The 24,592-nt window shown below is 58.4% G+C and carries 21 protein-coding genes; 15 read left to right on the forward strand and 6 right to left on the reverse strand.

Going from position 1 to position 24,592, the window contains the following annotated elements; all coding sequences use genetic code 11:
- Positions 1 to 145 precede the first annotated feature (145 nt).
- The 6 genes from Mag101_RS17245 (at position 146) to Mag101_RS17270 (ending at position 7,655) form a co-directional block, all read left to right on the forward strand.
- The gene (locus Mag101_RS17245; protein WP_077407771.1) at positions 146 to 991 is read left to right on the forward strand and encodes a helix-turn-helix domain-containing protein; all 846 of its coding nucleotides are present in this window, start codon (positions 146 to 148) and stop codon (positions 989 to 991) included.
- Positions 992 to 1,059: 68 nt separating this feature from the next.
- Positions 1,060 to 1,938, forward strand: a complete 879-nt coding sequence (locus tag Mag101_RS17250; RefSeq protein ID WP_077407773.1) for a DUF1295 domain-containing protein — start codon at positions 1,060 to 1,062, stop codon at positions 1,936 to 1,938.
- A gap of 133 nt (positions 1,939 to 2,071) precedes the next feature.
- Complete coding sequence (locus tag Mag101_RS17255; protein WP_077407775.1) at positions 2,072 to 2,704, forward strand: hypothetical protein; 633 nt, start codon at positions 2,072 to 2,074, stop codon at positions 2,702 to 2,704.
- 13 nt (positions 2,705 to 2,717) lie between these two features.
- Positions 2,718 to 3,995, forward strand: coding sequence for a glycosyltransferase (locus Mag101_RS17260; protein ID WP_232325073.1), 1,278 nt, complete (start codon positions 2,718 to 2,720; stop codon positions 3,993 to 3,995).
- 34 nt (positions 3,996 to 4,029) lie between these two features.
- On the forward strand, positions 4,030 to 5,232 hold the full coding sequence (locus tag Mag101_RS17265; protein ID WP_077407779.1) for an MFS transporter: 1,203 nt from the start codon (positions 4,030 to 4,032) through the stop codon (positions 5,230 to 5,232).
- Positions 5,233 to 5,561: 329 nt separating this feature from the next.
- Positions 5,562 to 7,655 (forward strand): S8 family peptidase, encoded by a 2,094-nt coding sequence (locus tag Mag101_RS17270; protein WP_077407780.1) that lies wholly within the window; start codon positions 5,562 to 5,564, stop codon positions 7,653 to 7,655.
- 104 nt (positions 7,656 to 7,759) lie between these two features.
- On the opposite strand, the gene Mag101_RS17275 is transcribed toward Mag101_RS17270, so the two are convergent.
- The 3 genes from Mag101_RS17275 to Mag101_RS17285 form a co-directional block, all read right to left on the reverse strand.
- Positions 7,760 to 8,302 carry a carboxymuconolactone decarboxylase family protein gene (locus Mag101_RS17275; protein WP_077407783.1) on the reverse strand — a complete coding sequence of 181 codons (543 nt, stop codon included), beginning with the start codon at positions 8,300 to 8,302 and terminating at the stop codon, positions 7,760 to 7,762.
- Positions 8,303 to 8,435: 133 nt separating this feature from the next.
- The gene (locus tag Mag101_RS17280) at positions 8,436 to 8,804 is read right to left on the reverse strand and encodes a hypothetical protein (RefSeq protein ID WP_077407785.1); all 369 of its coding nucleotides are present in this window, start codon (positions 8,802 to 8,804) and stop codon (positions 8,436 to 8,438) included.
- The gene (locus Mag101_RS17285; protein ID WP_077407787.1) at positions 8,805 to 10,556 is read right to left on the reverse strand and encodes a hypothetical protein; all 1,752 of its coding nucleotides are present in this window, start codon (positions 10,554 to 10,556) and stop codon (positions 8,805 to 8,807) included.
- A gap of 322 nt (positions 10,557 to 10,878) precedes the next feature.
- On the opposite strand from Mag101_RS17285, the gene Mag101_RS17290 reads away from it, so the two are divergent.
- From Mag101_RS17290 to Mag101_RS17310, 5 genes are all read left to right on the forward strand, one after another.
- Entirely contained in the window at positions 10,879 to 12,123 is a 1,245-nt protein-coding gene (locus tag Mag101_RS17290; protein WP_077407789.1) for a sterol desaturase family protein, read from the forward strand.
- Positions 12,124 to 12,374: 251 nt separating this feature from the next.
- Positions 12,375 to 12,995, forward strand: a complete 621-nt coding sequence (gene gmk, locus Mag101_RS17295) for a guanylate kinase (RefSeq protein WP_077407791.1) — start codon at positions 12,375 to 12,377, stop codon at positions 12,993 to 12,995.
- A 159-nt stretch (positions 12,996 to 13,154) separates the two neighbouring features.
- Positions 13,155 to 13,418 (forward strand): DNA-directed RNA polymerase subunit omega, encoded by a 264-nt coding sequence (rpoZ, locus tag Mag101_RS17300; protein ID WP_010132103.1) that lies wholly within the window; start codon positions 13,155 to 13,157, stop codon positions 13,416 to 13,418.
- Positions 13,419 to 13,475: 57 nt separating this feature from the next.
- A complete protein-coding gene (locus tag Mag101_RS17305) occupies positions 13,476 to 15,593 on the forward strand; it encodes a RelA/SpoT family protein (protein WP_077407792.1) in 2,118 nt (705 codons plus the stop codon).
- A 378-nt stretch (positions 15,594 to 15,971) separates the two neighbouring features.
- Positions 15,972 to 16,355: a RidA family protein gene (locus tag Mag101_RS17310; protein ID WP_077407794.1), complete on the forward strand. Its 384-nt coding sequence runs from the start codon at positions 15,972 to 15,974 to the stop codon at positions 16,353 to 16,355.
- A 48-nt stretch (positions 16,356 to 16,403) separates the two neighbouring features.
- Here the strand turns inward: Mag101_RS17310 and Mag101_RS17315 are convergent, their stop codons facing one another.
- Positions 16,404 to 17,282, reverse strand: a complete 879-nt coding sequence (locus Mag101_RS17315) for an NAD-dependent epimerase/dehydratase family protein (RefSeq protein WP_077407796.1) — start codon at positions 17,280 to 17,282, stop codon at positions 16,404 to 16,406.
- A 204-nt stretch (positions 17,283 to 17,486) separates the two neighbouring features.
- Positions 17,487 to 17,741 carry a GlsB/YeaQ/YmgE family stress response membrane protein gene (locus Mag101_RS17320; protein WP_010132108.1) on the reverse strand — a complete coding sequence of 85 codons (255 nt, stop codon included), beginning with the start codon at positions 17,739 to 17,741 and terminating at the stop codon, positions 17,487 to 17,489.
- Positions 17,742 to 17,974: 233 nt separating this feature from the next.
- Between Mag101_RS17320 and Mag101_RS17325 the strand changes: the two genes are divergently transcribed.
- The 4 genes from Mag101_RS17325 (at position 17,975) to Mag101_RS17340 (ending at position 22,974) form a co-directional block, all read left to right on the forward strand.
- Entirely contained in the window at positions 17,975 to 18,898 is a 924-nt protein-coding gene (locus Mag101_RS17325) for a hydrogen peroxide-inducible genes activator (RefSeq protein ID WP_077407798.1), read from the forward strand.
- Positions 18,895 to 21,000, forward strand: a complete 2,106-nt coding sequence (gene recG / locus Mag101_RS17330; protein WP_077407800.1) for an ATP-dependent DNA helicase RecG — start codon at positions 18,895 to 18,897, stop codon at positions 20,998 to 21,000. The genes Mag101_RS17325 and recG overlap by 4 nt, the downstream gene beginning before the upstream one ends.
- Before the next feature lie 317 nt (positions 21,001 to 21,317).
- Positions 21,318 to 22,028 carry a hypothetical protein gene (locus Mag101_RS17335; protein ID WP_077407801.1) on the forward strand — a complete coding sequence of 237 codons (711 nt, stop codon included), beginning with the start codon at positions 21,318 to 21,320 and terminating at the stop codon, positions 22,026 to 22,028.
- A gap of 256 nt (positions 22,029 to 22,284) precedes the next feature.
- A complete protein-coding gene (locus tag Mag101_RS17340) occupies positions 22,285 to 22,974 on the forward strand; it encodes a hypothetical protein (RefSeq protein WP_077407803.1) in 690 nt (229 codons plus the stop codon).
- Between the two features lie 129 nt (positions 22,975 to 23,103).
- Here the strand turns inward: Mag101_RS17340 and Mag101_RS17345 are convergent, their stop codons facing one another.
- Entirely contained in the window at positions 23,104 to 24,414 is a 1,311-nt protein-coding gene (locus tag Mag101_RS17345; RefSeq protein ID WP_077407805.1) for a dicarboxylate/amino acid:cation symporter, read from the reverse strand.
- Positions 24,415 to 24,592 lie beyond the last annotated feature (178 nt).

Genomic DNA, 24,592 nt, shown 5'->3' on the forward strand with positions numbered 1-24,592 from the left:
TGCCGTCAGTTGGGTATTGTCGACCCAGTTGATAGACTCGACCATTACCTCTCAGGTCAAGTTTTGCCAAGTCAAAGTCGGGCCACGTCAAAATCGAGAGCCCCACGGCAAAGGTTGCCGCGGCGGTGTTTGCTAGGGCGGGATTATGAGCGATACAGCCTATCCGGCGTTTGGGCATCTATTGCGCTTTTGGCGCAAGGTGCGTGGCATCAGCCAGGAAGCACTGGCGCTCAACCTGCAATCCTCAACCCGACACATCAGCTTTCTTGAAAATGGCAAGGCGCGCCCGAGCGAGTCGCTGGTGGAAGCAATAAGCGAATCATTGCAACTGGGCGAGCGCGACAGCAGTTACCTGCATTTGGCAGCGGGATATCTGGCGCGCAGCCAGACCGTGGACTTTGCTACGCCAGAATTCAAATGGCTGCGCAAGGCAACGTTACTTTCTCTCAAGGCGATGGATCCCTACCCGGCAGTGCTTATGGACCGTTACGGCCGGTTATTGATGGTGAACCGCAGCTGGGTGGCCTTTTATCGGCAAGTGGTCGGCGACGATGCGCTGGCCAGGGTGGAAAACTACTTCGAGTTCTTATTTCGGCGGCCCGCGGAGGGTGCCGCGGAAGGGACCGCGCAAGAATCCTGGCGGCATATGCTGGCGATGATCCTGATGTATGCGCAACAGGAAGCGCTGCTGACCAATGACCCTATCTATCATGGGATGGTGCGCGAGCTGGCAAACCATCCGGATGTGCCAAAAGACTGGGCGGAGATTGCTTCACAGCTGGAACCCATGGCCAGTTACCGCGTGCAGCAAAGCTATAAAGGCAAACTTATGCGCTTTTATAACGTAAGCCTGAATGTCGGTGCGGTGGGACCGGCGTCCTATGTGTCGGAGCCGCGCTTGGCAATCAATACACTCTATCCCGAAGGCGAAGAGCTCGACCTGCGTCAGGAAATCAACGCCGAGCTTTCTCATCCATTACTTTTTTATTAACGCTCTCATCCATTAATGCTTTGATAGAGTAAAAATGTACACGTGCATAAACACCGCGCAGGATGCCCATGAACAAAGCTGAGAAAATTTCCGCGCTTGCGATACCGGTCATACTGGCGATTGCAGCAGGCCTGGCCACACTGTTGTCCTCACAAAGTGTCTGGCTTGCCGGTGCACCCCTGCTGGTGTGGATGTTTGTACTGGCATTCGTCTTACAGTGGCTGGTTTTCATTCCCTCTTTCCTCGCACAAACCGAAAAATTTTTTGATCTCACCGGCAGCGTGACCTATCTCAGCGTGGTGCTGGTGCCGCTGTGGTTGAACCCGCAGTCGTCGTCGCGCGCGATTCTGTTGGCAATACTCGTGAGTTTGTGGGCGCTGCGCCTGGGTTCTTTTTTATTTTTCCGCATTCAGAAAGACGGCAAGGACGGCCGCTTCGACGCCATCAAGCCATCGTTTCTGCGCTTCCTGATGGTATGGACGCTGCAGGGACTGTGGGTAAGCGTCACCGCCTGTTGTGCACTGGTGGTGCTTACCAGTGCAAACGCCGAACCACTGGGTATCTGGGCAATGGCCGGGACGCTTCTGTGGCTGCTTGGCATGGCCATCGAGGTGATCGCCGATACCCAGAAATCGCGCTTCAAGGCCAACCCGGTAAACCGCGGTCGCTTTATTGATACCGGCTTGTGGGCCTGGTCCCGCCATCCGAATTACGCCGGCGAGATATTGCTGTGGACCGGTATCGCACTGATTGCGGTACCGGTGCTGCAAGGCAGCCAGTGGGCGGCGCTGATTTCACCAATTTTCGTCTTTGTTCTACTGCGCTATATCAGTGGCGTGCCAATGCTGGAAAAACGCGCCGATGAACGCTGGGGTGATGACGCAGACTACCAGCGCTATAAGGCCGGCACCCGCCTGCTGTGGCCAGTGCCGGGGAAGAAACACTAAGCAAAAGGCACGCTAAGCAGAAGACGCGCCAAGCAACGCACGTCCAATGCAGTGATTCAGGGTCGGTGTCAAAAAATCTGCGTTTTAGGAATGCTAGTCTGGATGAATAGCTAGCTTCCCCGGAACAAGTTCTATGCCCACCGCGGACGCCGCCACGGTTTTCACCCAACGCAGTCGCTTGCGACGGCTGGAAACCTTTGTGGATGTCGCCTACGCCGTTCTGTTCGTCAATTTCATTATGTACCTGCCGCCTACCGAAGATATGGCCTGGGCGGAAATGCCCTACGGCCTGCTCAGCCTGCTGGTGGCAGATCCGGAATTACTACTGCGCCTGGTAATTGCGGTGGGCCTTACCCTGATTAACTGGAACCTTACTCACAAGCTGCTGGGACCGGTGGAGCGCTCCGACGGTCTGCACACCCTGCTGGTACTACTGCAGCTGGTAGTGGTCGGGCTCTATTTGTTCTTTGCGGTGGCGGATCCGCAACTGGTCAGTGTCTCTTCGCCCGTAGGGCAGAGTTGTTGCCTGGCGATATCCGGCCTGATTGGTCTGCTGGGTTGGAAGTACGCCTGTCGCAAAGGATTTGCCCATCCCGAACTGGACGCCAGCGAGCGGCGCGCGGTCACACGGCGCTCGACGATTGAGCCACTCACTGCGGCACTCACCATCGGCCTCGCGTTTATCGGCCCCACGGTGTGGGAGCTGGGCTGGTTAATCATTCCACCACTGCTGATCGCACTGTGGCGCACATTGGGCTGGGAGTGAATACGCGGCGCCCGTGATAACTGGCATAATCCCGCAAATGCTTTCCCACACCTCTGTAAAACACGCTGCCGCAAAACGCGCCCTGCTGATTGCCAAGCAGTGGCCCGAACCCGCCTCTACGGCCGCCGGCCGGCGCACGCTGGATATTCTCGACCTGCTCGCCGAGGCGGGCTATGCCGTGGAAATTGGCAGCCCCGCGCAGCCCACGCCCTTTCAGGCAAAATCAGGATACGGCGAACACCAAATCGAAGTGAACGAATCTAGCTTTGATGACTGGGTGCGCCAGCTGGATCCGACGCTGGTGATTTACGACCGATTTATGATGGAAGAGCAGTTCGGCTGGCGCGTGCGCGAGCAGTGCCCGCAGGCGATGACCATTCTCGACACCAGCGATTTTCACAGCCTGCGCGAGGCACGTCATCAGGCAGCCAAAACCGGTGAAGCGCTCAATCTGTTCCATGCCAGTGCGGAACGCGAAATCGCCGCCATGGCACGCTGTGATCTCACCATTATGATTTCCCAAGTCGAGGTGGACCTGCTCAAGCAGCACTTCTGCCTGCCGGACTGGCAGCTGCACTACCTGCCATTTCTGGTGCGGGAAATGCCAGACCTCGACGCGCTGCCGGACTTCGAACAGCGCGAACATCTGGCAATGATCGGCGGCTTCAAACACGCACCGAACCGCGATGCGGTGGCCTGGTTCGCCGAAACTATTTGGCCCCGGGTGCGCGCATTGCTGCCGGCAGTGGAATGCCACGTGTACGGCGCCTATGCCGATCACGCCATGCAGCGCTTCCACAAACCAAAGTCCGGGCTGCGCATTGTCGGGCGCACCGACGATGCACTGGCGACCCTGGCCCGCTATCGCCTGAACCTGGCGCCACTGCGATTTGGCGCGGGCCAAAAGGGCAAGATTCTCGACGGCTGGCTGTCCGGCACTCCCACAGTGACCACACCCATCGGTGCGGAATCCATGGCGGGCGCCAATGATTGGGGTTACCCGGTGAGCAACTGCCCGGATACCTTTGCCGCAACCACCGCGGAGCTCTATCAGGACAAGGCCTCATGGCAGCGAGTGCGCGCTGCCGGTACCCAAGCTCTCACCAACGGCTTCAGCTACGCGGATCATGCGCCGCACTTTCTCGCGCGCATTGAAGCCATTGCCGCGGACCTGGAGGCACATCGCAACCGCAACATCTGGGGGCGCATCCTGCGGCGTACCGAACACCGCGCCGAGGAGTTTATGAGCCGCTGGATCGAGACAAAAAACAAATTGGCTGATAGCGACTAATTAGAAACCGCTAATGCAACACAACTAGCCGACCATGCGCCTATTCGCCCCCGTCACCATCATCGCCATCGCCCAGCTGCTGGGTACGTCGCTATGGTTCAGTGCCAATGGTGCGGCGGACGATTTGATCGCGAGCTGGCAGATCACCGCAACCGATATCGGCTGGTTGACCAATGCGGTGCAGGCCGGGTTTATTCTAGGCACCTTGGTACTCGCACTCGGCGGCGTCGCCGATCGCTTTCGCGCAAGCCGCCTGTTTATTTTCAGCGCACTGGCCGGAGCGGTGTTCAACGCCTGCTTCGCCTGGTTATCCCACGACATTAACAGTGCGCTGGTATTTCGTTTTCTTGTGGGTATCTGCCTGGCCGGTATTTATCCGATGGGTATGAAACTGGTGGTGAGCTGGGCACCGGAGCGCGCCGGCGCCGCACTGGCGCAACTGGTGGCCATGCTGACCCTTGGAACGGCGCTGCCGCACGGGTTGCGCGAGCTGGGTACGGACATACCTTGGCAGTGGATTATTTCCGCCTCCTCCGTGCTCGCGATCGTCGCCGCACTGCTGATCTTTCGGCTCGGCGACGGCCCGCATTTGCCGGCACCCATCAGCGTCAAACACAAGTCCCACACCAAGCGCTTTGCCACGCCGGCGGTACTGCAGGCGTTCCGTATTCCTCGGTTTCGCGCCGCCGCCTGGGGTTACTTCGGGCACATGTGGGAGCTGTATGCTTTCTGGACGGTATTGCCACTACTGATTACGAGTCTCGGACTGGCAAGCGTATTCCCTAGGCTTGGGGTAGCGGGCCTGTCGTTTACTTTTATTGCGATTGGTGCGTTGGGTTGTATTGTTGGTGGCCTGTTATCGCGGCGTGTTGGCAGCAGCGTTGTCGCCATCACCGCGCTCATCACATCTGGTTGCTGCGTACTGATTTTTGCTCTGCTGTGGGATCAATTATCGGCGGTTTGGCTGGTGGTACTGTTCTCAATCTGGGGCGCAACGGTCATCGCTGATTCACCACAGTTTTCTGCGCTGTCGGCGAGCGCCTGTCCGCGCGAACTAGTGGGCGCCGCACTGGCCATTCAAAATTCCATCGGCTTCGGCATCACCGTAGTTTCCATTGCCGCGCTCAGCCGGTTGTTTGAAGTCAGCGGCCCGGATGCCGTTTGGCTGCTGTTGCCCGGGCCGGTGCTCGGCGTTTGCGGATTTCTCCTTACCCTGCGGCACTCACGTCAGGCCTGATTCTCACCTCAAATACCTGCCAACACCTACCAACGACGAAAAAGGCCCGCGATAAAAACCGCGCCAGTCAGCGAGACCGCCATCACATCCGCTCACCTAACAGAGACGAACGTACCAAAATTAACCTAATTTTGGCGCGAAAACCAAAGAGTTATCTCAATATTAAGCTGAGGTCGAAACGATTCTCCTCGTTAAACCCTAGCCGCGGAACACGGTGCGACACAATTGCATCGCCAACACCGCGGCCGCTGCCCAGGAGTTCCGCAGTGGTTTAGCGGCGGCTGTACCCAGCTTCGTCGATAAAAATAATTAAGGAGAAACTCGCAACAATGAAAATACTCAATCTACTGGCACGCAGCGTGCGCACATCCAGCTGCGCCGGTGTTACGGCACTGCTACTCGGCGCCGGCCTGAGCACCAGCTTTTCAGTGCAGGCAGTCGAGCCCGAGCTCACCGCCACCAGCGTCGCCCCGCAGGAAATGGTCACCGACCGCATCATCGTGAAATACAAGAACACGACGGCCGGTGCCAACAGTCTGGCTATGTCGCAAACGGCAATCGACCGTGTCGCGCGCACCGCCGGCCACCGCTTCAAGCATATGCGCCGCCTGGCAACCGGTGCCCAGCTGATGCGGCTCGAGAGGCGTGCGAGCAAGGCGGAAATGAGCGCGATTATTGCGCGCCTGCAACAGGACCCGCAGGTGGAATACGCGGAACCTGACCGGCTGATGCAGCCCATGGCCACCCCCAACGACACCAACTATAACCAGCAGTGGCACTACTTTGAGTCCACCGGCGGTCTGAACCTGCCGGCAGCCTGGGATGTGACACAGGGGGAAGGCGTTGTGGTTGCGGTGATCGATACCGGTTACCGCCCACACGCGGACCTGAACGCAAACCTGTTGCCCGGTTACGACATGATTTCCGATACCACGGTGGCACAGGACGGTAACGGCCGTGACAGTGATGCCAGTGATCCCGGCGACTGGTCACCGGCGGGCGCCTGTGGTCCGGGTGAACCGGCACGCAGCAGCAGCTGGCACGGCACCCATGTGGCCGGCACCATTGCCGCGGTAACCAACAACAACAGCGGTGTTGCCGGCGTTGCCTACAAATCGAAGGTCGTCCCCATCCGGGTACTGGGCCGCTGCGGTGGTTATACCTCGGATATTGCCGATGGCATCATCTGGGGCGCGGGCGGCAGCGTGAGCGGCGTTCCCGCCAACGCCAATCCGGCGCAGGTTCTGAACCTCAGCCTGGGTGGCGGCGGTGGCTGTGATACCACTACCCAGAACGCCATCAATACCGCGCGCAGTCTCGGCACCACCGTGGTGGTTGCGGCGGGCAACTCCAATGCCAACGCTGGCAACTTCAGCCCGGCGAGCTGCTCCGGTGTCATCACCGTGGCATCCACTACCCGCGCTGGTAGCCGCGCCTACTACTCCAACTACGGCAGCGTGGTGGACGTAGCGGCACCGGGTGGCGAAACCGCTACCAGCACTAACGGCGTACTTTCCACTCTAAACAGCGGCTCTCAGGGCCCGGGCAGCGACAACTACGCCTTCTACCAGGGCACCAGTATGGCGGCACCACATGTGGCGGGTGCAGCAGCACTGCTGTATGCGGTAGACAGCAGCATCACGCCTGACGAGGTGGAAGCCAACCTGAAAAGTACCGCGCGCAGCTTCCCCGGTTCCTGCAGCCAATGTGGCTCAGGTATTGTGGATGCAGCAGCGGCAGTGGCAGCAGCCAACGGCGGCGGTGGCGGCAACCCGGATCCGGGTGACGGTGCGCTCACCAACGGCGTGACCGAAACTGGCCTGGCGGCAAGCTCCGGACAGGAACTGCGCTATACCCTCGAAGTACCGGCCGGCGCGAGCAACCTGAGCTTCCAGATTTCCGGTGGCAGTGGGGATGCAGACCTGTACGTACAATACGGCAGCCAGCCGACTACCGGCAGCTACGAGTGCCGCCCGTATCTGAACGGCAACAATGAAAGCTGCACGATCAGCAATGTGCAGGCAGGTACCTATCACGTGATGGTGCGCGCTTACAGCACCTTCTCCGGTGTGAGCCTGGTGGGCAGCTTTGACGAGTCGGGCAATGGCGGCGGCGGTGGTGCTACCGGCTGGACCGAATCCAATGTATCCGGTTCTGCCAGCGCCTGGCAGCACTTCACCCTGGATGTGAACAGCGGCATGAGCACGCTGGAAGTATTGATGAGCGGTGGCAGCGGTGATGGTGACCTGTACGTGCGCTACGGCAGCCAGCCCACCACCAGCAGCTACGACTGTCGTCCCTATCGCTGGGGCAACAATGAAAGCTGCAGCATCAGCAACCCGCAATCAGGGACCTGGTACATCAGCATCCGCGGCTATAGCGCTTATTCGGGCGTAACCCTGCAGGCGGAAGCAGCACCCTAAAATAACTAAAAGTTACTGCTGACTTCGATTTACCCCAACTTGTTTTGGCCGGCATGCATATGCCGGCCTTTTTTGTGCTCACTCGTCAGCGGCAATAAGAATACTCAACGCACATATCGCTGGAACTGCTTGTCCACCGGCGTCTCGGCAAAGTGATTGATGTAGTTGCTCATTACCTTTTGCGCGACACCGACGATAATTTCCAACAGCTGTTGGCGGTTGTAACCCGCGTCGTAAAAACGCTGCATTACGTCATCCGATACCACGCCGCGGTCGCGCACTATTGCCAAGGTGGTGTCGCGCAGCACCTCAAGTTTTTCATCGGGTAGGGGTGTCTGGTTCAGCAACGCCTCGATAATCGCATCATCGACTTTCATCATTTTGGCGATCGCGGTGTGGGCGGGAACGCAGTAGTGGCAGCCGTGCTCCACATTGATGGATTGCCAAACGACCGTTTTCTCCTCCGGTGTCAGCGAGGTATTGAGGAACTGCTCGTGCAGCACCTGGTATGACTTCAGCGCGGCAGGCGCCTCGGCCATTACACCGTGCAGGTTGGGGATGGAGCCAAAGGCCTTAATCGAATCCTGTAACAGCGGCTTGCTGTCTTCCGGCGCAGTTTCCAGGGTGTGGACAATAAACTCTGACATGATATTCCTCCGGGCTTCCAAATCGACAAGATGGGATCGCGACTGCTCTAGGTTATAGCACGCGATATCGATGGCAGCCCGGAGTTACTGGCCGGTAATTGGGCCGATCTTGGCGGTCCCTACCAGGGGAAAATCAATCTTCGAATTCGACCTCCGCACAGGGTACGCCATTCACATCAACGATGCTCACAACGTCCAGCGGCGTGCCGGTGATCGTGGCGGAAAACTCCGAGTAGAGGGGGGCCATCCCAGAGGGGAACAACCCCTCGCGAAACGGGTAGCGCAGCGGCAGGTCGTCCAGCGGGATCGATCGATTCTGGTGTTGTTTGGCCACTTTGTCGCACAGTGGCAGCAGTTGCGTGTAAATACCCAGCGCATCGTTTGCCGGGTCAATATTTTTCCGCACAAAATCGCCGAGGCTCTTGGCATCCCGCGCGAGTTTTTTCGGATCAATATCCAGAAATCTGCCGCTTTGCGGATCGATACGTACAAACTTTTTCATTTACGGAAATTTCCTGCCAGTAGATTTTGGATCTGAGAATTGCGACCGGTTGATAATCAGTGTCTGCCGCCCGCCGCCGGGCTGGCTATAGCCATTTTGCGAAGTCGGCGCGATAGTGGATTGGTAAACCGTAACATCTTCCAGTGCTTCCACTTCCATCAGGTCAAACTTCAGTGTCTGCTGGCTTTCCAGGGGAATGCCGATGGCATCCGTGAGCTCATCGTAACTCACGCCTTCAAAACCCTGGATATCCGACAATTCAGCGAAATAGGCCGAATACTTGCCCGGTGTTTCGCCTGCGGGCACCAGCTTATACAGCTTCTCCCCTTGTTTAACGGTCTTTTTCACCGGCAGCTCGCTACCCGAGGCCAGAAATTCCTGTGCTTTCATCACCGCTTCGGCGCGGGACAAGCCCTGGGACTCAAGCACTTCGACCATCTCCCTGCCCACAGCGCTCGCCATCGGTGTTTGTTCAACGCCATGGGTCTTATAGGTCTTCCAGTTATCCGGTTCGGGTCTTGCGCGCTTGGCAACTGGAGGCGCGACTGGTGGCGCAACAGCAGCGCTGCGATTTTGCGTAGCAGGATTTTCGTTGGCAGAATTGGCTTTGGATTTATGTGGCGTACTGGTAGAGGTGTCCGTGGGCTTCACCAGTACTTCTTCCCGCGGCAAAGCACCAAAATCTTTCGCCCGACTGTCACTGCCCGCACTGGATTTCGCTTTTCTTTTTGCTGCACGCGCAGCTTCATCAGCGTAGCGTTTCAGCAACTCACCCACTTTGCGGAACCGGGCGAAGTGGCGGGCCTGCCGCGCACCGGCAACCGCCACAGCAGCACCGGCGGTCACCGCCGCCAGTACCAGGGTAAACAAAACCTCAAATGCGGCCGTGCCCGAAAACTCCGTGAGCTCCACCGCATGCTGCGCATTTACGTATTCCACACAAAAGCGGCGTATATCTGCGCGCAACGCCGGGTCTTGCCAGACCAGCTCAGCAATCTCCAGCGCCTGATCAAATTGCTCACGGGTGATACTGGACGGGTCAAAGCCGATAGCCTCTACCAGCTGGCGCTTTTCGGCGGTGAGCTGCTCCGACACAAAGGCATCCAGATACGACTCGCCGCTGACACTGGCGCGCTCCCGCGCACGGATGCCCGAGTGCAGGCTGTGCAAGATGCGCTGGGTGGGGTTCACCACATCGTTGACTTCTTTCAGCCACTGGGCGAAATCCGTACCTGCGTGCCACAGCCCGTTGAAAAACGCACCGGTATAAATAAACCCGCGCATTAAGTGCGACTCGTTTGCCAGGGAACGTTCATGACCGGCGGCCTCTGCACGTTCCTGACTGACAATGTCAGCGAGCGCCAGGCGAATTTTCACCCGCAGCGCGTTGCGCTCGTCTGCGCTTTCGCTGCGACTGGCTTGTGCCGGATCACCCGCCTGCAGTTCGAGCCTGCCGCTGCGAATGGCTTCGAGCAGGATTTGCTCCGAGTCCTGAACTGGGCCCTGAACTGGGCTCTGAACTGAACCCGGACCTGAAACCAGAGAAGGCGCACCGGAATGCGTGCGCAAAACGGAAGGGAGCCCGAAACTCTCGGATCCGCTGAGCTGCAAAAGGGGGTAACTGCCACCACCAAAAAAGTGCTGCTCGGCCATCAACAACTGACCGGGCTCCGTGTTCGCCAGTAATTCCCCGGCAATAAGAACCTGCTTTGGGTCAATCCAGGGAACGGAAAAACGAATTGGTGCCGTCAAACGATAATACTTTCCCTGTCTGTCGCTTAAATCAAAGTGGGGCATTTCCTTGTCCCGTTATAGTGATTGCCGCAAATGCTATCGCAAAACGGAAATCATCAGAAAGCACCAAGGTCGGCACGAGCGTGCCAGTCATCGGCCTCGCGCGGGATCCGCACGAGGTGATTAGCGTTGCTCGGTGCCGAACTTCGTCCCGGGCAACGCCAAAAACACACGGATTTCGAAATCCGGTCTCTCAGGACATTGCCCGCACCGCGCCCTGTGGCAAGATTGCTAGCGAATCACAACAAAGATAATCAAACCGACGATTCTCGAGGTGCCCGTGGGACTGATCACCGCCGCCATTCCGTTTTTCCTGCTCGCACTTGTGCTCGAGCTGACCCTGGACCGCTGGCGCGGCTGGGGCCTTTATCGCCTGAACGACACCATCGGCAGCCTGGGCGCCGGTATCATGAGCCGGGTGGTCGGGCTGGTGCGCGTGGGCATTCTGATGCTCGTCTACATTCCGCTGTACCAGTGGCTGGAACCCACCTATCAAAATCTGGGTATCAACTGGTCGCTGGATAACCCCTGGCACATGGTGCTAGCGATCGTCCTGTACGATTTCTTCTATTACTGGCGCCATCGCATCGCACACGAGGTCAATATCTTCTGGGCCGAGCACGTGGTGCATCACCAGAGTGAGGACTACAACCTCAGTACCGCGCTGCGCCAGTCCAGTGGCTTTGTCCCTCTGGCGTGGATGTTTTACCTGCCGCTACTGCTGGTGGGCATGCCCCCGGAAGTGCTGCTGACCGCCGGCGCCATCGATCTCATCTACCAATTCTGGGTCCACACCCAGAAGTTTCCCAAGATCCAATGGATGGAGTGGATTCTGGTATCGCCTTCCAATCACCGGGTGCACCACGCACAGAACAAGGTGTACGTGGACCGCAACTACGGCGGCGTGCTGATCATCTGGGACCGACTGTTCGGAACCTATCAGGAAGAACTAGACGACGAGCCGTGTATCTACGGCGTGCGCAAGCCACTCAACACCTTCGACCCGTTCGCCGCGAATTTGCAGCACCTGAAGCGCATGTGGCTGGATGCGGTGTACACCAAAAGCTGGAAAGAGAAACTTACCCTGTGGTTCCGCGCCACCGGCTACCGTCCGGCGGACGCCGAGGCGGCCATGCCCGTCCCCAGTGGGGATCTGGATAACTTCCAGCGGTTTGACCCGCTGGTAAACCGCGGTGTGCGCTGGTACGCGCTGGCTCAGCATCTGAGCTACACCCTGGCGACCGTCGGATTACTGTTTATGGGCAGTGGCCTCGATTTCGCCACGACCGCACTGGCGGTAATCCTGGTCATCGCGGGCCTGATCCTGAACGGGCGTATCCTCGACGGCAACAGCGCTACCCGCTACTGGGAGCTGGGCCGCCTGGCACTGCTCGCCGTTTCGATCCCGTTGCTGCCGCAATTAGTCTGGACGGCGGTGGCAGGCTATTGCCTGGTGAGCGCCGGGCTCTGGTGGTGGTTGGTTTTTAATGACAAAGACGATACAGTCACGTCCGTTAGTCATTAACGCAAGGAATCCGCAGTAGCCCGCCTTCCCCAAAGGCATGGTTGTGATTCCGCAGGCACCTCGACCGGGTTCGGAAACCCTGCCTCCCCGTGGCAGGCAGACCGGAAAAGCCCAACACTTTGCCCCCAGCCCCGGTCGGGGCTCGCCTGTTTTGCATTCTGTCCTCATCTCCCATACTCGCTCCGCGGCCCCCGCATTCGTTATACTCCCCGCCCATCACCCCACTTACTCACACTGCAGCAAGGTTCGCCGTGTCCACAGGTACTCTCTATACGGTCTCCGCGCCCTCCGGCGCCGGTAAAACCAGTCTCGTCAAAGCCCTGATCGAGGCCGATACTCAGGTCACGGTGTCTGTATCGCACACCACCCGACCCATGCGCCCCGGTGAAATCGACGGCATCAACTATCATTTCGTGGACCACGACGGCTTCGCGGGCATGCTGCAGGAAAGCGCGTTCCTCGAGCATGCGCAGGTGTTTGAAAACTTCTACGGCACGTCCAAGGCGTGGGTGGAAGAAACACTCGCCAGCGGCCGCGATGTGATTTTGGAAATCGACTGGCAGGGCGCGCAGCAGGTGCGCAAACTGATGCCGGAGACGGTGGGTATTTTCATCCTGCCACCTTCGCAGCAAGCACTGCACGAGCGACTGACTGGGCGCGGCCAGGACGATCAGGCGGTGATCGACAAGCGGATGGCACAGGCAATCGATGAGATGTCCCACTACGTGGAGACCGATTACCTGGTGATCAACGACGACTTCACCACTGCAATGAATGAACTGCGCGCAATCATGGTGGCAGAGCGGCAGCGGCTGGCGAGACAGCAGAAACAACACGCTGGACTGCTGCAATCATTACTGCGCAGCCAATAAAAGCCACCAAAACGGCACAAAGAACCCATTGTTCGATTTGCGTACACCGCGCGGTCCGGTAGAATAGTTAACCCCGTCCGCGTCGGCCGTGACCGACCAGACAACAGAATTTGTCCTTTTGCCCGCAACCGGGCGAACCCACACTGGAACAGAAATTTTATGGCACGTATTACCGTTGAAGATTGCCTCGACCACGTAGACAACCGCTTTGAGCTGGTAATTGTTGGCAGCAAGCGCGCTCGCCAGATCGCTACCGGCGGCCGCGATCCGATGGTTGCGGAAGAAAACGATAAGCCCACCGTAATCGCCCTGCGCGAAATCGAAGAGGGCTTTGTTGACGCCAGCATTCTGGACGAGCCGGAAGAAGAGCCGGTACAGGCGGCTTCCCCGGCGCCAGTATTCCTGTCCGAGCAGGACCTGTAATCCCAACCCCACGTGTTAATGCAGGATTTGCAGGAAATCTAAGAGGCGAGCGCGGCTTTGCACACGATCGATAGTCTGGCCCATCGCCTCTCGTCCTATCTTCCCCCCGATCAGATTCAGTTCGTCCGCCGCGCGTATTTTTACGCGGAGCAGGCCCATGAGGGCCAGACCCGGCGCTCTGGCGAACCCTATATCACCCACCCTCTCGCAGTTGCCACCATTCTTGCGGGCATGCACATGGACGCCCAGAGTCTGGCCGCTGCCATGCTGCACGATGTCATCGAAGACACCGGCATCCCCAAAGCGGCACTGGCCGAGCAGTTTGGCGAAGAGATCGCGGATCTGGTGGACGGGGTGTCCAAGCTGACCCAGTTTGAGACCGACAGCCCGGCGGAAAAGCAGGCGGAGAACTTCCAGAAAATGGCGCTGGCCATGGCGCGGGATATCCGCGTGATTCTGGTGAAGCTTGCCGACCGCCTGCACAACATGCGTACCCTCGGCTCGCTGAAGCCCGGCAAACGCGCACGCATTGCCCGCGAGACCCTGGAGATCTACGCGCCCATTGCCAACCGCCTGGGCATGAACGATGTGCGGATCGAATTCGAAGACCGCGCCTTCTTCGCCATTTACCCGCTGCGTGCCAGCCGCCTGCGCGCGGCGCTGGTGGCCGCCCGCGGCAACCGCAAGGAGCTGCTGGAAAAAATCCAGAACGCCATCGAGCTGCGCCTGGAGCGCGAGAATATCGATGCGCTGGTCATCGGCCGCGAGAAGCACCTGTTCAGCATCTACCAGAAGATGCGTTCGAAGAAGAAGTCGTTCAAGGAAATCATGGACGTCTACGCCTTCCGCATCATCGTCGACAGTGTGGACACCTGTTACCGCACCTTCGGGGTTATCCACAACCTGTACAAGCCGGTGATCAGCGAGTTTAAAGACTATATCGCCATCCCCAAATCCAACGGCTACCAGTCACTGCACACGGTTCTGCTGGGCATGCACGGGGTGCCGATTGAGGTGCAGATCCGCACCAAGGAAATGGACGAGATGGCCAACAGCGGTATTGCCGCGCATTGGCTGTACAAGTCGTCCGGCGATGAAGTACTGAACACCGGCGGTACCAGCCAGGTGCGCGCACGCCGCTGGGTGCAGGGCCTGCTGGAAATGCAGCAGCGCGCTGGCGACTCGCTGGAATTTATCGAAAACGTGAAGATCGACCTGTTCCCGGACGAAGTTTACGTGTTCACGCCCAAAGGCAAGATTATCGACCTGCCAGCCGGTGCCACCGCGGTGGACTTCGCTTACTCGGTGCACACCGATATCGGCAATTCCTGTGTGGCGGTGCGCATCAACCAGCGCCTGGCGCCGCTATCGCAGCCGCTAGAGAGCGGCCAGAAGGTGGAGATTCTCACCAGCAAAAACGTGCAGCCGAATCCAAACTGGCTCAATTTTGTGGTAACCGCGAAAGCGCGCAGTGCCATTCGCCACTACCTGAAGCACCAGCGCCATCACGATTCCATTGCCCTTGGCCAGCGCCTGCTGGAAAAGGCATTGACCAAATTTGATCTCAAACTCTCTGACCTCTCCGAGGAGCAGCTCACCCGCGGGGTGAGAGAGGCCAATTACGAGAGTTTCGAGAACCTGCTTGAGGAGATCGGTCTCGGCAATCGCGCCGCATTCTCCGCAGCCAAGCTGCTGGTGCCGCCGGGCACTACCGAGACGGAGGCGAGCAATATTTCCTCGCCGCTGACCATCGATGCCCAAGAGGGCATGATGATCAGCTTTGCCCGCTGTTGCCGCCCGATTCCCGGCGATACCATCATGGGGCATATCAGTTCCGGTAAAGGCGTGGTGGTACACCGGGATACCTGCCGCAATGCGGCGGAGTTGCGCGAGCACCCGGAAAACATCATGGCGGTGAGCTGGTCGGCGGATGTAAAAGGCGAGTTCCTTGGGGATGTGCGCGTGGAGGTGGAGTCCGAGCGCGGCATTATTGCCCGTCTGGCGACGCGTATTACCGAAGAGGGCGCGAGCATCGAGCAGATCCATGTGGACGAGAAGGATGCGCAGCACAGTACCATCGCACTGACTCTGGAAGTGACCAACCGCGTGCACTTGGCTCAGGTGATGAAGCGGTTGCGTAACTTGCCGGCGGTGATCAAGATCGCGCGGCCCTAATTTTCAGACTCCTACATCCCTATGCGGTCAGCATTCTGCTGGCCAGCTCCTACTTAAATGTGTCCTGATCGCTCCCGTCTGAGCCCGGCCCGTCACCGGTGCCCATCCGCCAAACAACCTGTCGGCAATCGTTTGTCGGATGGGCACCGGTGACGGGCCTTCGTGGTTGCTTTGGGCTTGGGGTTTTTAGCGGATGAGGATTGCGTGGTTTTTGGGGAATTCGCGGGGGTTTTGCGTGAACTTTCTCAGTTTGTGGATAAGTTCCGCATATCGCATTCTGGTCCTTTGCACCGCTCCCCAAGGCTACAAAACCGCGCTATATTCTCCCGCTTCCTTTTTTCAGTAAGTAGGCCCCAACAGGGTCAGGAGAGGTAATCCATGCCCAATCGCGCCGTGATAAAAACCGATAAGGCACCGGCAGCAATCGGCAGCTATTCCCAAGCGGTCAAGGTCAACAACACTATCTACCTGTCCGGTCAGATTCCGCTGGTTCCGGAAACCATGGAACTGGTGTCCGACGATTTCCGCGAGCAGGCGGTGCAGGTATTCAAGAACCTGCAAGCGGTGTGCGAGGCGGCGAACGGTTCTCTGGACGATCTGGTGAAACTGAATCTGTACCTCACTGACCTGAGCAATTTCGCTACCGTCAATGAAGTGATGGAAGAAATGTTTACCAAGCCGTTTCCGGCGCGTGCAGCGGTAGGTGTGAGTGAACTGCCCAAAGGTGCGCAGTTTGAAGCGGAAGGGGTTCTGGTGATCTAAGAGATTGCCACGCGCCGCTCGGAAAGGGCGGCGCGAATGACGAATTGATCAGTCGTTTTCCAGCAGGGTGCGGTAGCCGGCGCGATAATCCGGATACAGCATGTCATAGCCGCTATCCAGCATGCGTTTGTTGCTCAATTTCTTGGAGCGACGTTCGCTGGTGGCCACTTCTTCGCGCAGATGCGCGCTTGTATAACCCATCGATTTTGCCAGCCAGCTCTGTAGTTCGTACATGGGAACCGGGGTGCAGTCCGCACCGATATACAGTTTCTCCAACGACATATCTTTTTTCTGGCCCTCGATCAGGTGCGCCAGAAAGCCAACGGCATCGTCGACGTGAATACGGTTGCTGAACTGAGGCGGTGATGGCGGTGCGCAGCGGCCGGCGCGCACTTGCGAGAGCAGTCGGTCGCGGCCGGGGCCGTAGATACCGGCAAAACGCACCACGCAGGTTTCGGTCACGCTCTGCTGGGCAATCTTTTCTGCGGCCAGCAGTGCGTCGCCCTGGAAGCTACTCGGCATGGGCTGGGAGCGTTCATCCAGCCACTGGTCACCACTCTGACCATACACGCGGGTAGAGGAAACCCACAGCAACAGGCGCGGGGGTTTTTCCATATCCGCGAGGGACTGGCGCAAACAGGTGGCCGTTTCGACATAGGCGCGCTGGTAGGCTTGGGGGGTGCTGGCGCCGGGAGTGAAGGTAGCGATGACAATGTCGGCACCCTGGCTCAGGTGGCGATGGATATCTTCTGTTTTGGTGGCATCGCCGCGGCGCCAATTGACGACGTCCGCGCGGCGCTTGCGTGCCAGTGCCTGTAACGGATTGCGCCGCACACCAAACACATCGTACGCCTTGCGATCCAACTTCAGTGCGAGGCGTGTCCCCAGATCGCCGCAACCGAAGATCCAGACTTTTTCCTTTGCCATAACCGCTTGCTTTTTCCCCTGGGTACCGAATGCCGGTCCCAATATTTTTCGGTCCACACGCTGGTGGGCGCGATTAGAATTATACGTAGAATTGCGATGAATTTTCCGTCAGGTTGGCTATTTATAGCCTGTTTCCCTAACGAAGTCTGTGAACGGGGCCCGTCGCTTTTTTGGGCCCCGTATGGGTAGACGAACCAAACTTCGTCACCCTCGCGATTTCACCATTCGATAGATAAACAGCAGGATAACTGCACCCACTACCGCGGTGATGATACTGCCGAGAGACAGACCGCCGGTGGTACCCAGGCCAACAAAGCTACCGACCCAGCCGCCGATAAACGCACCTACGATACCGATGACCATGGTGACAATCCAACCACCTGGATCCGGCCCGGGCATGATCCACTTGGCCAGCGCACCGGCGATGAGACCCAAAATAATCCAAGACAAGATTCCCATAGCGATCCTCCGCTTGATGTAATTTGAACGCTTACCTTCCATGTATAGTAAAAAAAGCGCCACATCGCCTGTGCGGTGCGCAAGTTAATAGCAAATCTTACTATTCATAAACCTGTCTAATAGCATTTTTTTCTAGATTGTGACATTTACACAACGTCCTGGCGGTTTTGCTGGCCGCCAGGGGGTGTTTATGAATAAACTCTATCGCCTGGATTTATCTGATTGCGTTTACCATGACACTGAACGAGCTCCGATACATCGTTACCCTGGCCCAGGAACAGCACTTTGGCCGCGCTGCCGAGCGCTGCTTTGTCAGCCAGCCCACCCTGTCGATTGCGGTGAAGAAGCTGGAAAAAGAACTTGGGGTGGCCCTGTTTGAGCGCTCCAAGACCCGGGTGCAGGCCACACCACTTGGAGAGCGTATCGTCGCGCAAGCGCAATTGGTACTAGAGCAATCCGCGGCCATCAAGGATATTGCCAGCGCCGGTAAGGACCAGCTCAGCAGCCCCCTGTCGGTGGGCGCAATTTTTACCATCGGCCCCTATCTGTTCCCGCACTTTATTCCCCAGCTGCAACAACTGGCGCCACAGATGCCGCTGTATGTAGAGGAGGGCTATACCTCGACCCTGCGCGGGCGACTGCGCAAGGGTGAGCTGGATGCGGTGATCATCGCGCTGCCGTTTACCGAGCCGGACGTAGTAACCCAACCCCTCTACGACGAGCCGTTTGTGGTGCTGATGCCCTCGGACCACCCACTGGCGAAATACGAAGCGCTGACACCGGAACAACTGTGCGAAGACAATGTACTGTTGCTGGGTGAAGGCCACTGCTTCCGCGATCAGGTACTGGAAGCCTGCCCGCAGCTGCAGCAGTCCATCGAAAAAGAAGCCGGCAGCGGACATATTCGTACCGCCGCCGACGGCAGCTCCCTGGAAACCCTGCGCCATATGGTGGCCTCGCGCCTGGGCATCACCGTGTTACCTCTTTCGGCCGCCGCTGCCTCGCAGTACGCCACCGGGGTGCTGGTGACCCGTCCGTTTGTTTCCCCCGCACCACAGCGCACCGTGGCTCTGGCATGGCGCGCCAGCTTTCCCCGGCATCGCGCCATCGATATGCTGCGCGACGCGATCAACCAGTGCCAGCTGCAGAGTCCGTGAGCCAACCGCAGAATCCTCCGCAAAAACCCCTGGCAGAAATTCCCGTCACCGCTCTCAAGGGTGTCGGCGCCAAACTTGCGGAAACCCTCGCCAAACTGCACATCAGCTCCCTGCAGGATCTGCTATTCCACCTGCCTGCGCGCTACCAGGACCGCACTCGAGTTGTACCGCTGGCGGGTCTGCGCCCTGGCATGGACGCGGTTATCGAGGGAGAAGTGCGCGCAGCGGACGTTATTTTCGGGCGCCGCCGCAGCCTCGCGGTGCGCATTCAAGACACCACCGGCAGTGTCACCCTGCGCTTTTTCCACTTCACTGCGGCACAAAAAAACCGCCTGGCGGCGGGCACGCGCGTGCGCTGCTACGGCGAAGCGCGGCGCGGTAGCGCCGGCATCGAGCTGTATCACCCGGAAACCGAGGTGCTCGGCGAGACCACTTCACCCAATGCGGAAACCCTGACCCCGGTTTACCCGCTGACCGAAGGGCTGGGGCAGGGGCGCCTGCGCGCACTTATTGGCCAGGGTCTGGACTGGCTGGCCCAGGGCAACGTCAGCGAACTGCTGCCGGCCCAGCTGTTGCCGCAGGAAATGCAGCTGCCATTGGCGGGCGCACTGATGTATCTGCACCAGCCACCGGCAGATGCCGACCTCGCCCAATTGGCCGAAGGTCAGCACCCTGCACAGCAACGGCTGGCGCTGGAGGAATTGCTGGCCCACCATCTGAGCCTGCTGGAACTGCGCCGAAGTGGCGCCCAGGTTGCCGCACCACCGCTTGCGCTCAATGCCGCGCTGGAGCGGGATTTTCTCTCGCGCCTGCCTTTTTCCCCCACCAATGCACAGCAACGGGTGGGCAGGGAGATCGCCGACGATCTCGCCACCGCCACTCCCATGATGCGCCTACTACAGGGCGACGTCGGAGCCGGCAAAACACTGGTGGCTGCACGCGCAGCGCTGCAGGCAATCGGCGCCGGTCACCAGTGTGTGGTGATGGCACCCACGGAAATCCTCGCCGAGCAGCATCGCATCAACTTCAGCGGCTGGCTGGAGCCACTGGGAATTACCGTGGGCTGGCTCACCGGCAGCATGAAAGCCGCAGAAAAACGCGCGCAACTGGCGGCCATCGAAAATGGCGATGCGCAGTTGATCGTCGGCACCCACGCCCTATTTCAGGAAGGTGTGGAGTTCCATCGCCTGGCGCTGGTGATCATCGACGAACAGCATCGCTTCGGTGTGCGCCAGCGTCTGCAGCTGCGCGAAAAAGGTGCAGTCGAGGGTGAGACCCGTACCCAACCCCATCAGCTGATCATGACCGCCACCCCGATTCCCCGCACCCTGGCCATGTCCGCGTTTGCCGACCTGGACTGCTCCGTTATCGACGAACTGCCGCCCGGACGGCAGCCGATCAATACTGTGGCTATTTCCAATGAACGCCGCTTTGATGTGATGGAGCGTGTACAAAGTGCCGTGAGCGAGGGCCGACAGGCCTACTGGGTGTGCACCTTGATTGAAGAGTCCGAAACCCTGCAGGCCCAGGCCGCGGAATCCACCGCCGAGGAACTGGCAGACACCTTGGATGGCGCACGCGTGGCACTGGTGCACGGACGCATGAAACCAGAAGCCAAAGAGCTGGTGATGAAGGCGTTCAAGGCCGGCGACGTGGATTTGCTGGTGGCAACCACCGTGATCGAGGTGGGTGTGGATGTGCCCAATGCCAGTCTGATGATTATCGAAAACCCCGAGCGCCTGGGACTCGCCCAGCTGCACCAGTTGCGGGGCCGGGTAGGGCGGGGCAGTATCGCCAGCCACTGCGTGTTGATGTATTCCAGCCCGCTCTCCGCCAACGGTCGCGCACGGCTACAGGCCCTGCGCAGTCATTCGGACGGCTTCGCCATCGCCGAGGAAGACTTGCGTTTGCGCGGCCCGGGGGAGATCCTCGGCACCCGCCAGACCGGCGAGATCCAGCATCGTATTGCCGACCTGCAGCGAGATGCCCACCTATTGCCGCAGGTGCAAAAAATTGCTGCCGCTCCACAGTTGAGCGAAGAGGCCCGCGCCGCGCTGGTGAGACGCTGGCTGCACAACAAGCCACGCTTTGCCGAGGCCTGAGGAATCAGTCCCGGCTCCTCTCCTAATTTCCCCAATTCCCCCTTGTTCCTCCCTGTGCATTCCCGCCGGTTGGCGCCTATTGTTGCCAACCGCCCCACAGTTTTTTCTCCCGGCCGTTATTGCTAAGACCAATTGGTCACTTCGGGTCACTAATATTTTTGCACTCGCTCACATGTGGTGGCAGCCTCATTGGTACGAGGGTTTAGCGGCATGCAGTAGCGGCCCCTCTACCACATAAGAGTCCGTGGCCACTGCAGCCGCGGCACACAAATTTGTATAGCGATCACCTGAAAGAATCAGGTGCAGGAGTCAGCTGAATGAGTCAGCGCATCATGTTCAACAGCGCAGCCTTCACCCAGCACCGCGGCAATGTAAAACGCCTTGCCCGCCTCGGACTTCTGCTGTGTACAAGCTTGTTTGGAGTTATGGCACACGCTCAGGAGCAGCCCGCGCTACATGTGACTCTGGCCAAGATCGAAGTAGCTGCAGAGGTACCGACACCGCTGCAGGGTACCGATTTCGAAAGCCTGCTGGCACAGGCTACCAACGGCGGCGGGGTTTCCGCAGCCAAGGAAACCGCCAGCCGCGAGTTCAGCGATTATCTGCGCACACGCCTGGACAGCGCCCTGCGTGAATTCTTTGCCGACGAAGAGATTCCACTACGCAGCGATAACCACTCGCTGATCCTGTTTAACTTTGTGGATATTTCTGTGGTTAAGCAGCTGAGTGGCCTTAAAACCAAAGGCGACACGGAAATCGAACGCGGTAACCTCAGCGCCAGTGGCGACTACCTGCTGCGCCTGCAGGCACCGGGCGAACGGGTACTGAGAGAAAAGCGCCTGGATATCGCCAACCTACGCCTGAAAGGCAAATACCAGATCAAGACGTCCGTATATGGTGACGAAAACGAAGACAACACCGGTGAACAACTGCAGCGCATGGCGGACCAACTGGTGAAACGTATCCTCGACCGCGTTGAAGACGATCTCGAAGCGGACGCACTGCTCGAACTCACCGGCCAGAACTAACGCTTCTCCCCACCGCCCACCCCGGGCGGTGCAGCCCCCTCTCTTTCAGCTATTGCTACTCCATTTATCGCCCTTTCGCTGCGACCCACCTCACAACTCACAACCAACATGACGCACAAGTCACGAAATATTTTTGCGTTTACCTGCAATAAGTGGCAGCTTGGTACAGACGTCTAACATAAACAGAGCGAAACCATTCGCCGCGACGCACAAAAAAAACACCATCCCCGTATAAAAATAAAACAGGGAGCGATGTATGAGAAACCAAGGAATCCGTCGGCTGCTGGCCGCGGGCCTGTGCAGCCTTGCACTATCCACAACTACCGTCGACCAGGCCACCGCCCAGGAAAGTTTCTGGGGCGGCAGTGATCATGTCCCAAGCCTCGTCATTACCCCCGGCAAAATCGAAATCGACGTGCCCATGCCTGTATCCGGGGATATGCAGTTGATGTTGGCAATGGCCGGCAATGGCGGCGGGCTCGCCGAGCTCAAGCAAAAGGCGGTGCGCAACTACACCCAACATATCCACAGCGAGTTTGCCCGGGTGTTATACGAATACCTGGAAGATGAGGAAGTTCCGCTGGTGAAGGAAAACGGTCTTTTGAACCTGGAAAACAATATCCAGATCAAAGTGATCAAACACCTGAACAGCATGAAGCCCGCGAAGAACCACGATACCGAGAAAGGGCACGTCGCTTTGAGCGGCGAGTTCCGCTTCACTCTCGCCGGGCGCAATGGCAACACCCTGCGCGAGCAGCGCGTTGATATTGGCAAACTGAAAATCACCGAAAAGTATCGCGTGCGCAGTTACCTCGACGGTCGCGCCACCGAAGACAATACCCAGGAAGCCATCGAGAGCGCCCTAACCGAAATGGTCGAGGAACTGGTGGAGCGTATGGAGGACCATCTTGAAGCTGACGCGCTGAGTGATTTAGTCTCCGTTTAACCTTCGATACAGACATAAAAGATACCGACATAAAAAAGGGCGAGGCGCTTACGCGTCTCGCCCTTTTTTATCGGTTCTACAGGCCCAGATACTGATTATCTATACCTAATAGCTCAAAGCTTAAATACCTCAGGCTATGGTTGAGCGGCCATCACCCTGATCGACAACGCTGTTGTAGTTTTCGTCGTTGAAGGTACTTACATCCAGTGCACCCTCGCTCTTCGCGACCACACTGCTCACTACCGCATCCCCGGTAATATTCACCGCGGTACGCACCATATCCAGCAGGCGGTCCACACCCATCACGATCGCAATACCTTCGACCGGCAGGCCAACCTGGCCCAGTACCATCGCCAGCATAATCAGGCCGACACCCGGTACACCGGCGGTGCCTACAGAAGCGAGCGTCGCCGTCAGAATTACCGTCAGGTAGCCCATCAGGCCGATCTCAATACCATACAGCTGGGAAATAAACACCGTGGCCACACCCTGCATAATCGCGGTGCCATCCATATTGATGGTCGCACCCAGCGGTACGGTGAAAGAGGCCACCTTGTTATCCACACCCAGGCGCTTTTCTACGGTCTGCAGGGTGACTGGAATAGTCGCTGCGGATGATGCAGTACTAAAGGCAAAGGCCATTGCCGGACGCATTTTCTTCAGCAGCTGCACCGGATTCAGACCGGACAGCAGTTTCAGCAGCAGCGGATAAACCCCGAGCGCATGCACCATCAGTGCCAGCAGCACCACGCTGAAATACTTCGCCAGGGTGGGAATCGCATCCAGCCCCAGCAGCGCAATTTTGTTCGCCAGCAGGGCAAATACACCGTAGGGTGCAAACGCCATCAGCACGCCCACCATGCGCAAAATTACATCGTTCAGGTCATTGAAGAAGGCCGCTACTCGCTGACCCGGCTTGCCGCTGCGGGAGATCGCGTAGCCCAACAGCAGGGCAAACACGATGATCTGCAACATATTGCCTTCGGCCATCGCCTGCACCGGGTTGGTGGGGAAGATATTGACCAGGACATCCGACAGCGGCGGAGACTGTTTTGCCTCGAATTGTGCATTGCCCGCCAGATGTTCCATACCCGCACCCGGCTGAATCACCAGCGCCAGCAGCAGTGCCAGGGAAATCGCCACGGCGGTGGTCAACATATACAGGGCCAGGGTCTTGCCCGCTAGTACGCCAACACGGCTGCCTTCCGACAGCGCACAGGCACCGCAGATCAACGAGACCAGTACCAACGGCACCACCATCAATTTCAGCGAGGCGATGAAGATTCGGCCGACGATGTCGAACAGGCCATTGGTGAGGTAATTGTTGATAAAGGAGGTGAGCGTCTCACCCAGAATCTGGCTGGAATTGAGTACGTTGAACAGCAGGCCGAGTCCTATGCCCGCGATCATGGCCAGTACGATTTTTTTGGTAAGCCCCATGGTCCTTCCCGTTTATGCGCACCTTGCAGTGGCAATTCATTATTTTGTGCATTGTAGATAATGGCATCGACACGGGCGCAGCGCCCGTACCGCCAGCATCCGGCAACTGCCAGCGAATGCGCCACTATATCGGCCTCACCCCCTGTGGGCAAAGCGCGTTCCCATGGTGGCGCGCTCG

Source organism: Microbulbifer agarilyticus, assembly GCF_001999945.1.
GTDB lineage: Bacteria > Pseudomonadota > Gammaproteobacteria > Pseudomonadales > Cellvibrionaceae > Microbulbifer > Microbulbifer agarilyticus_A.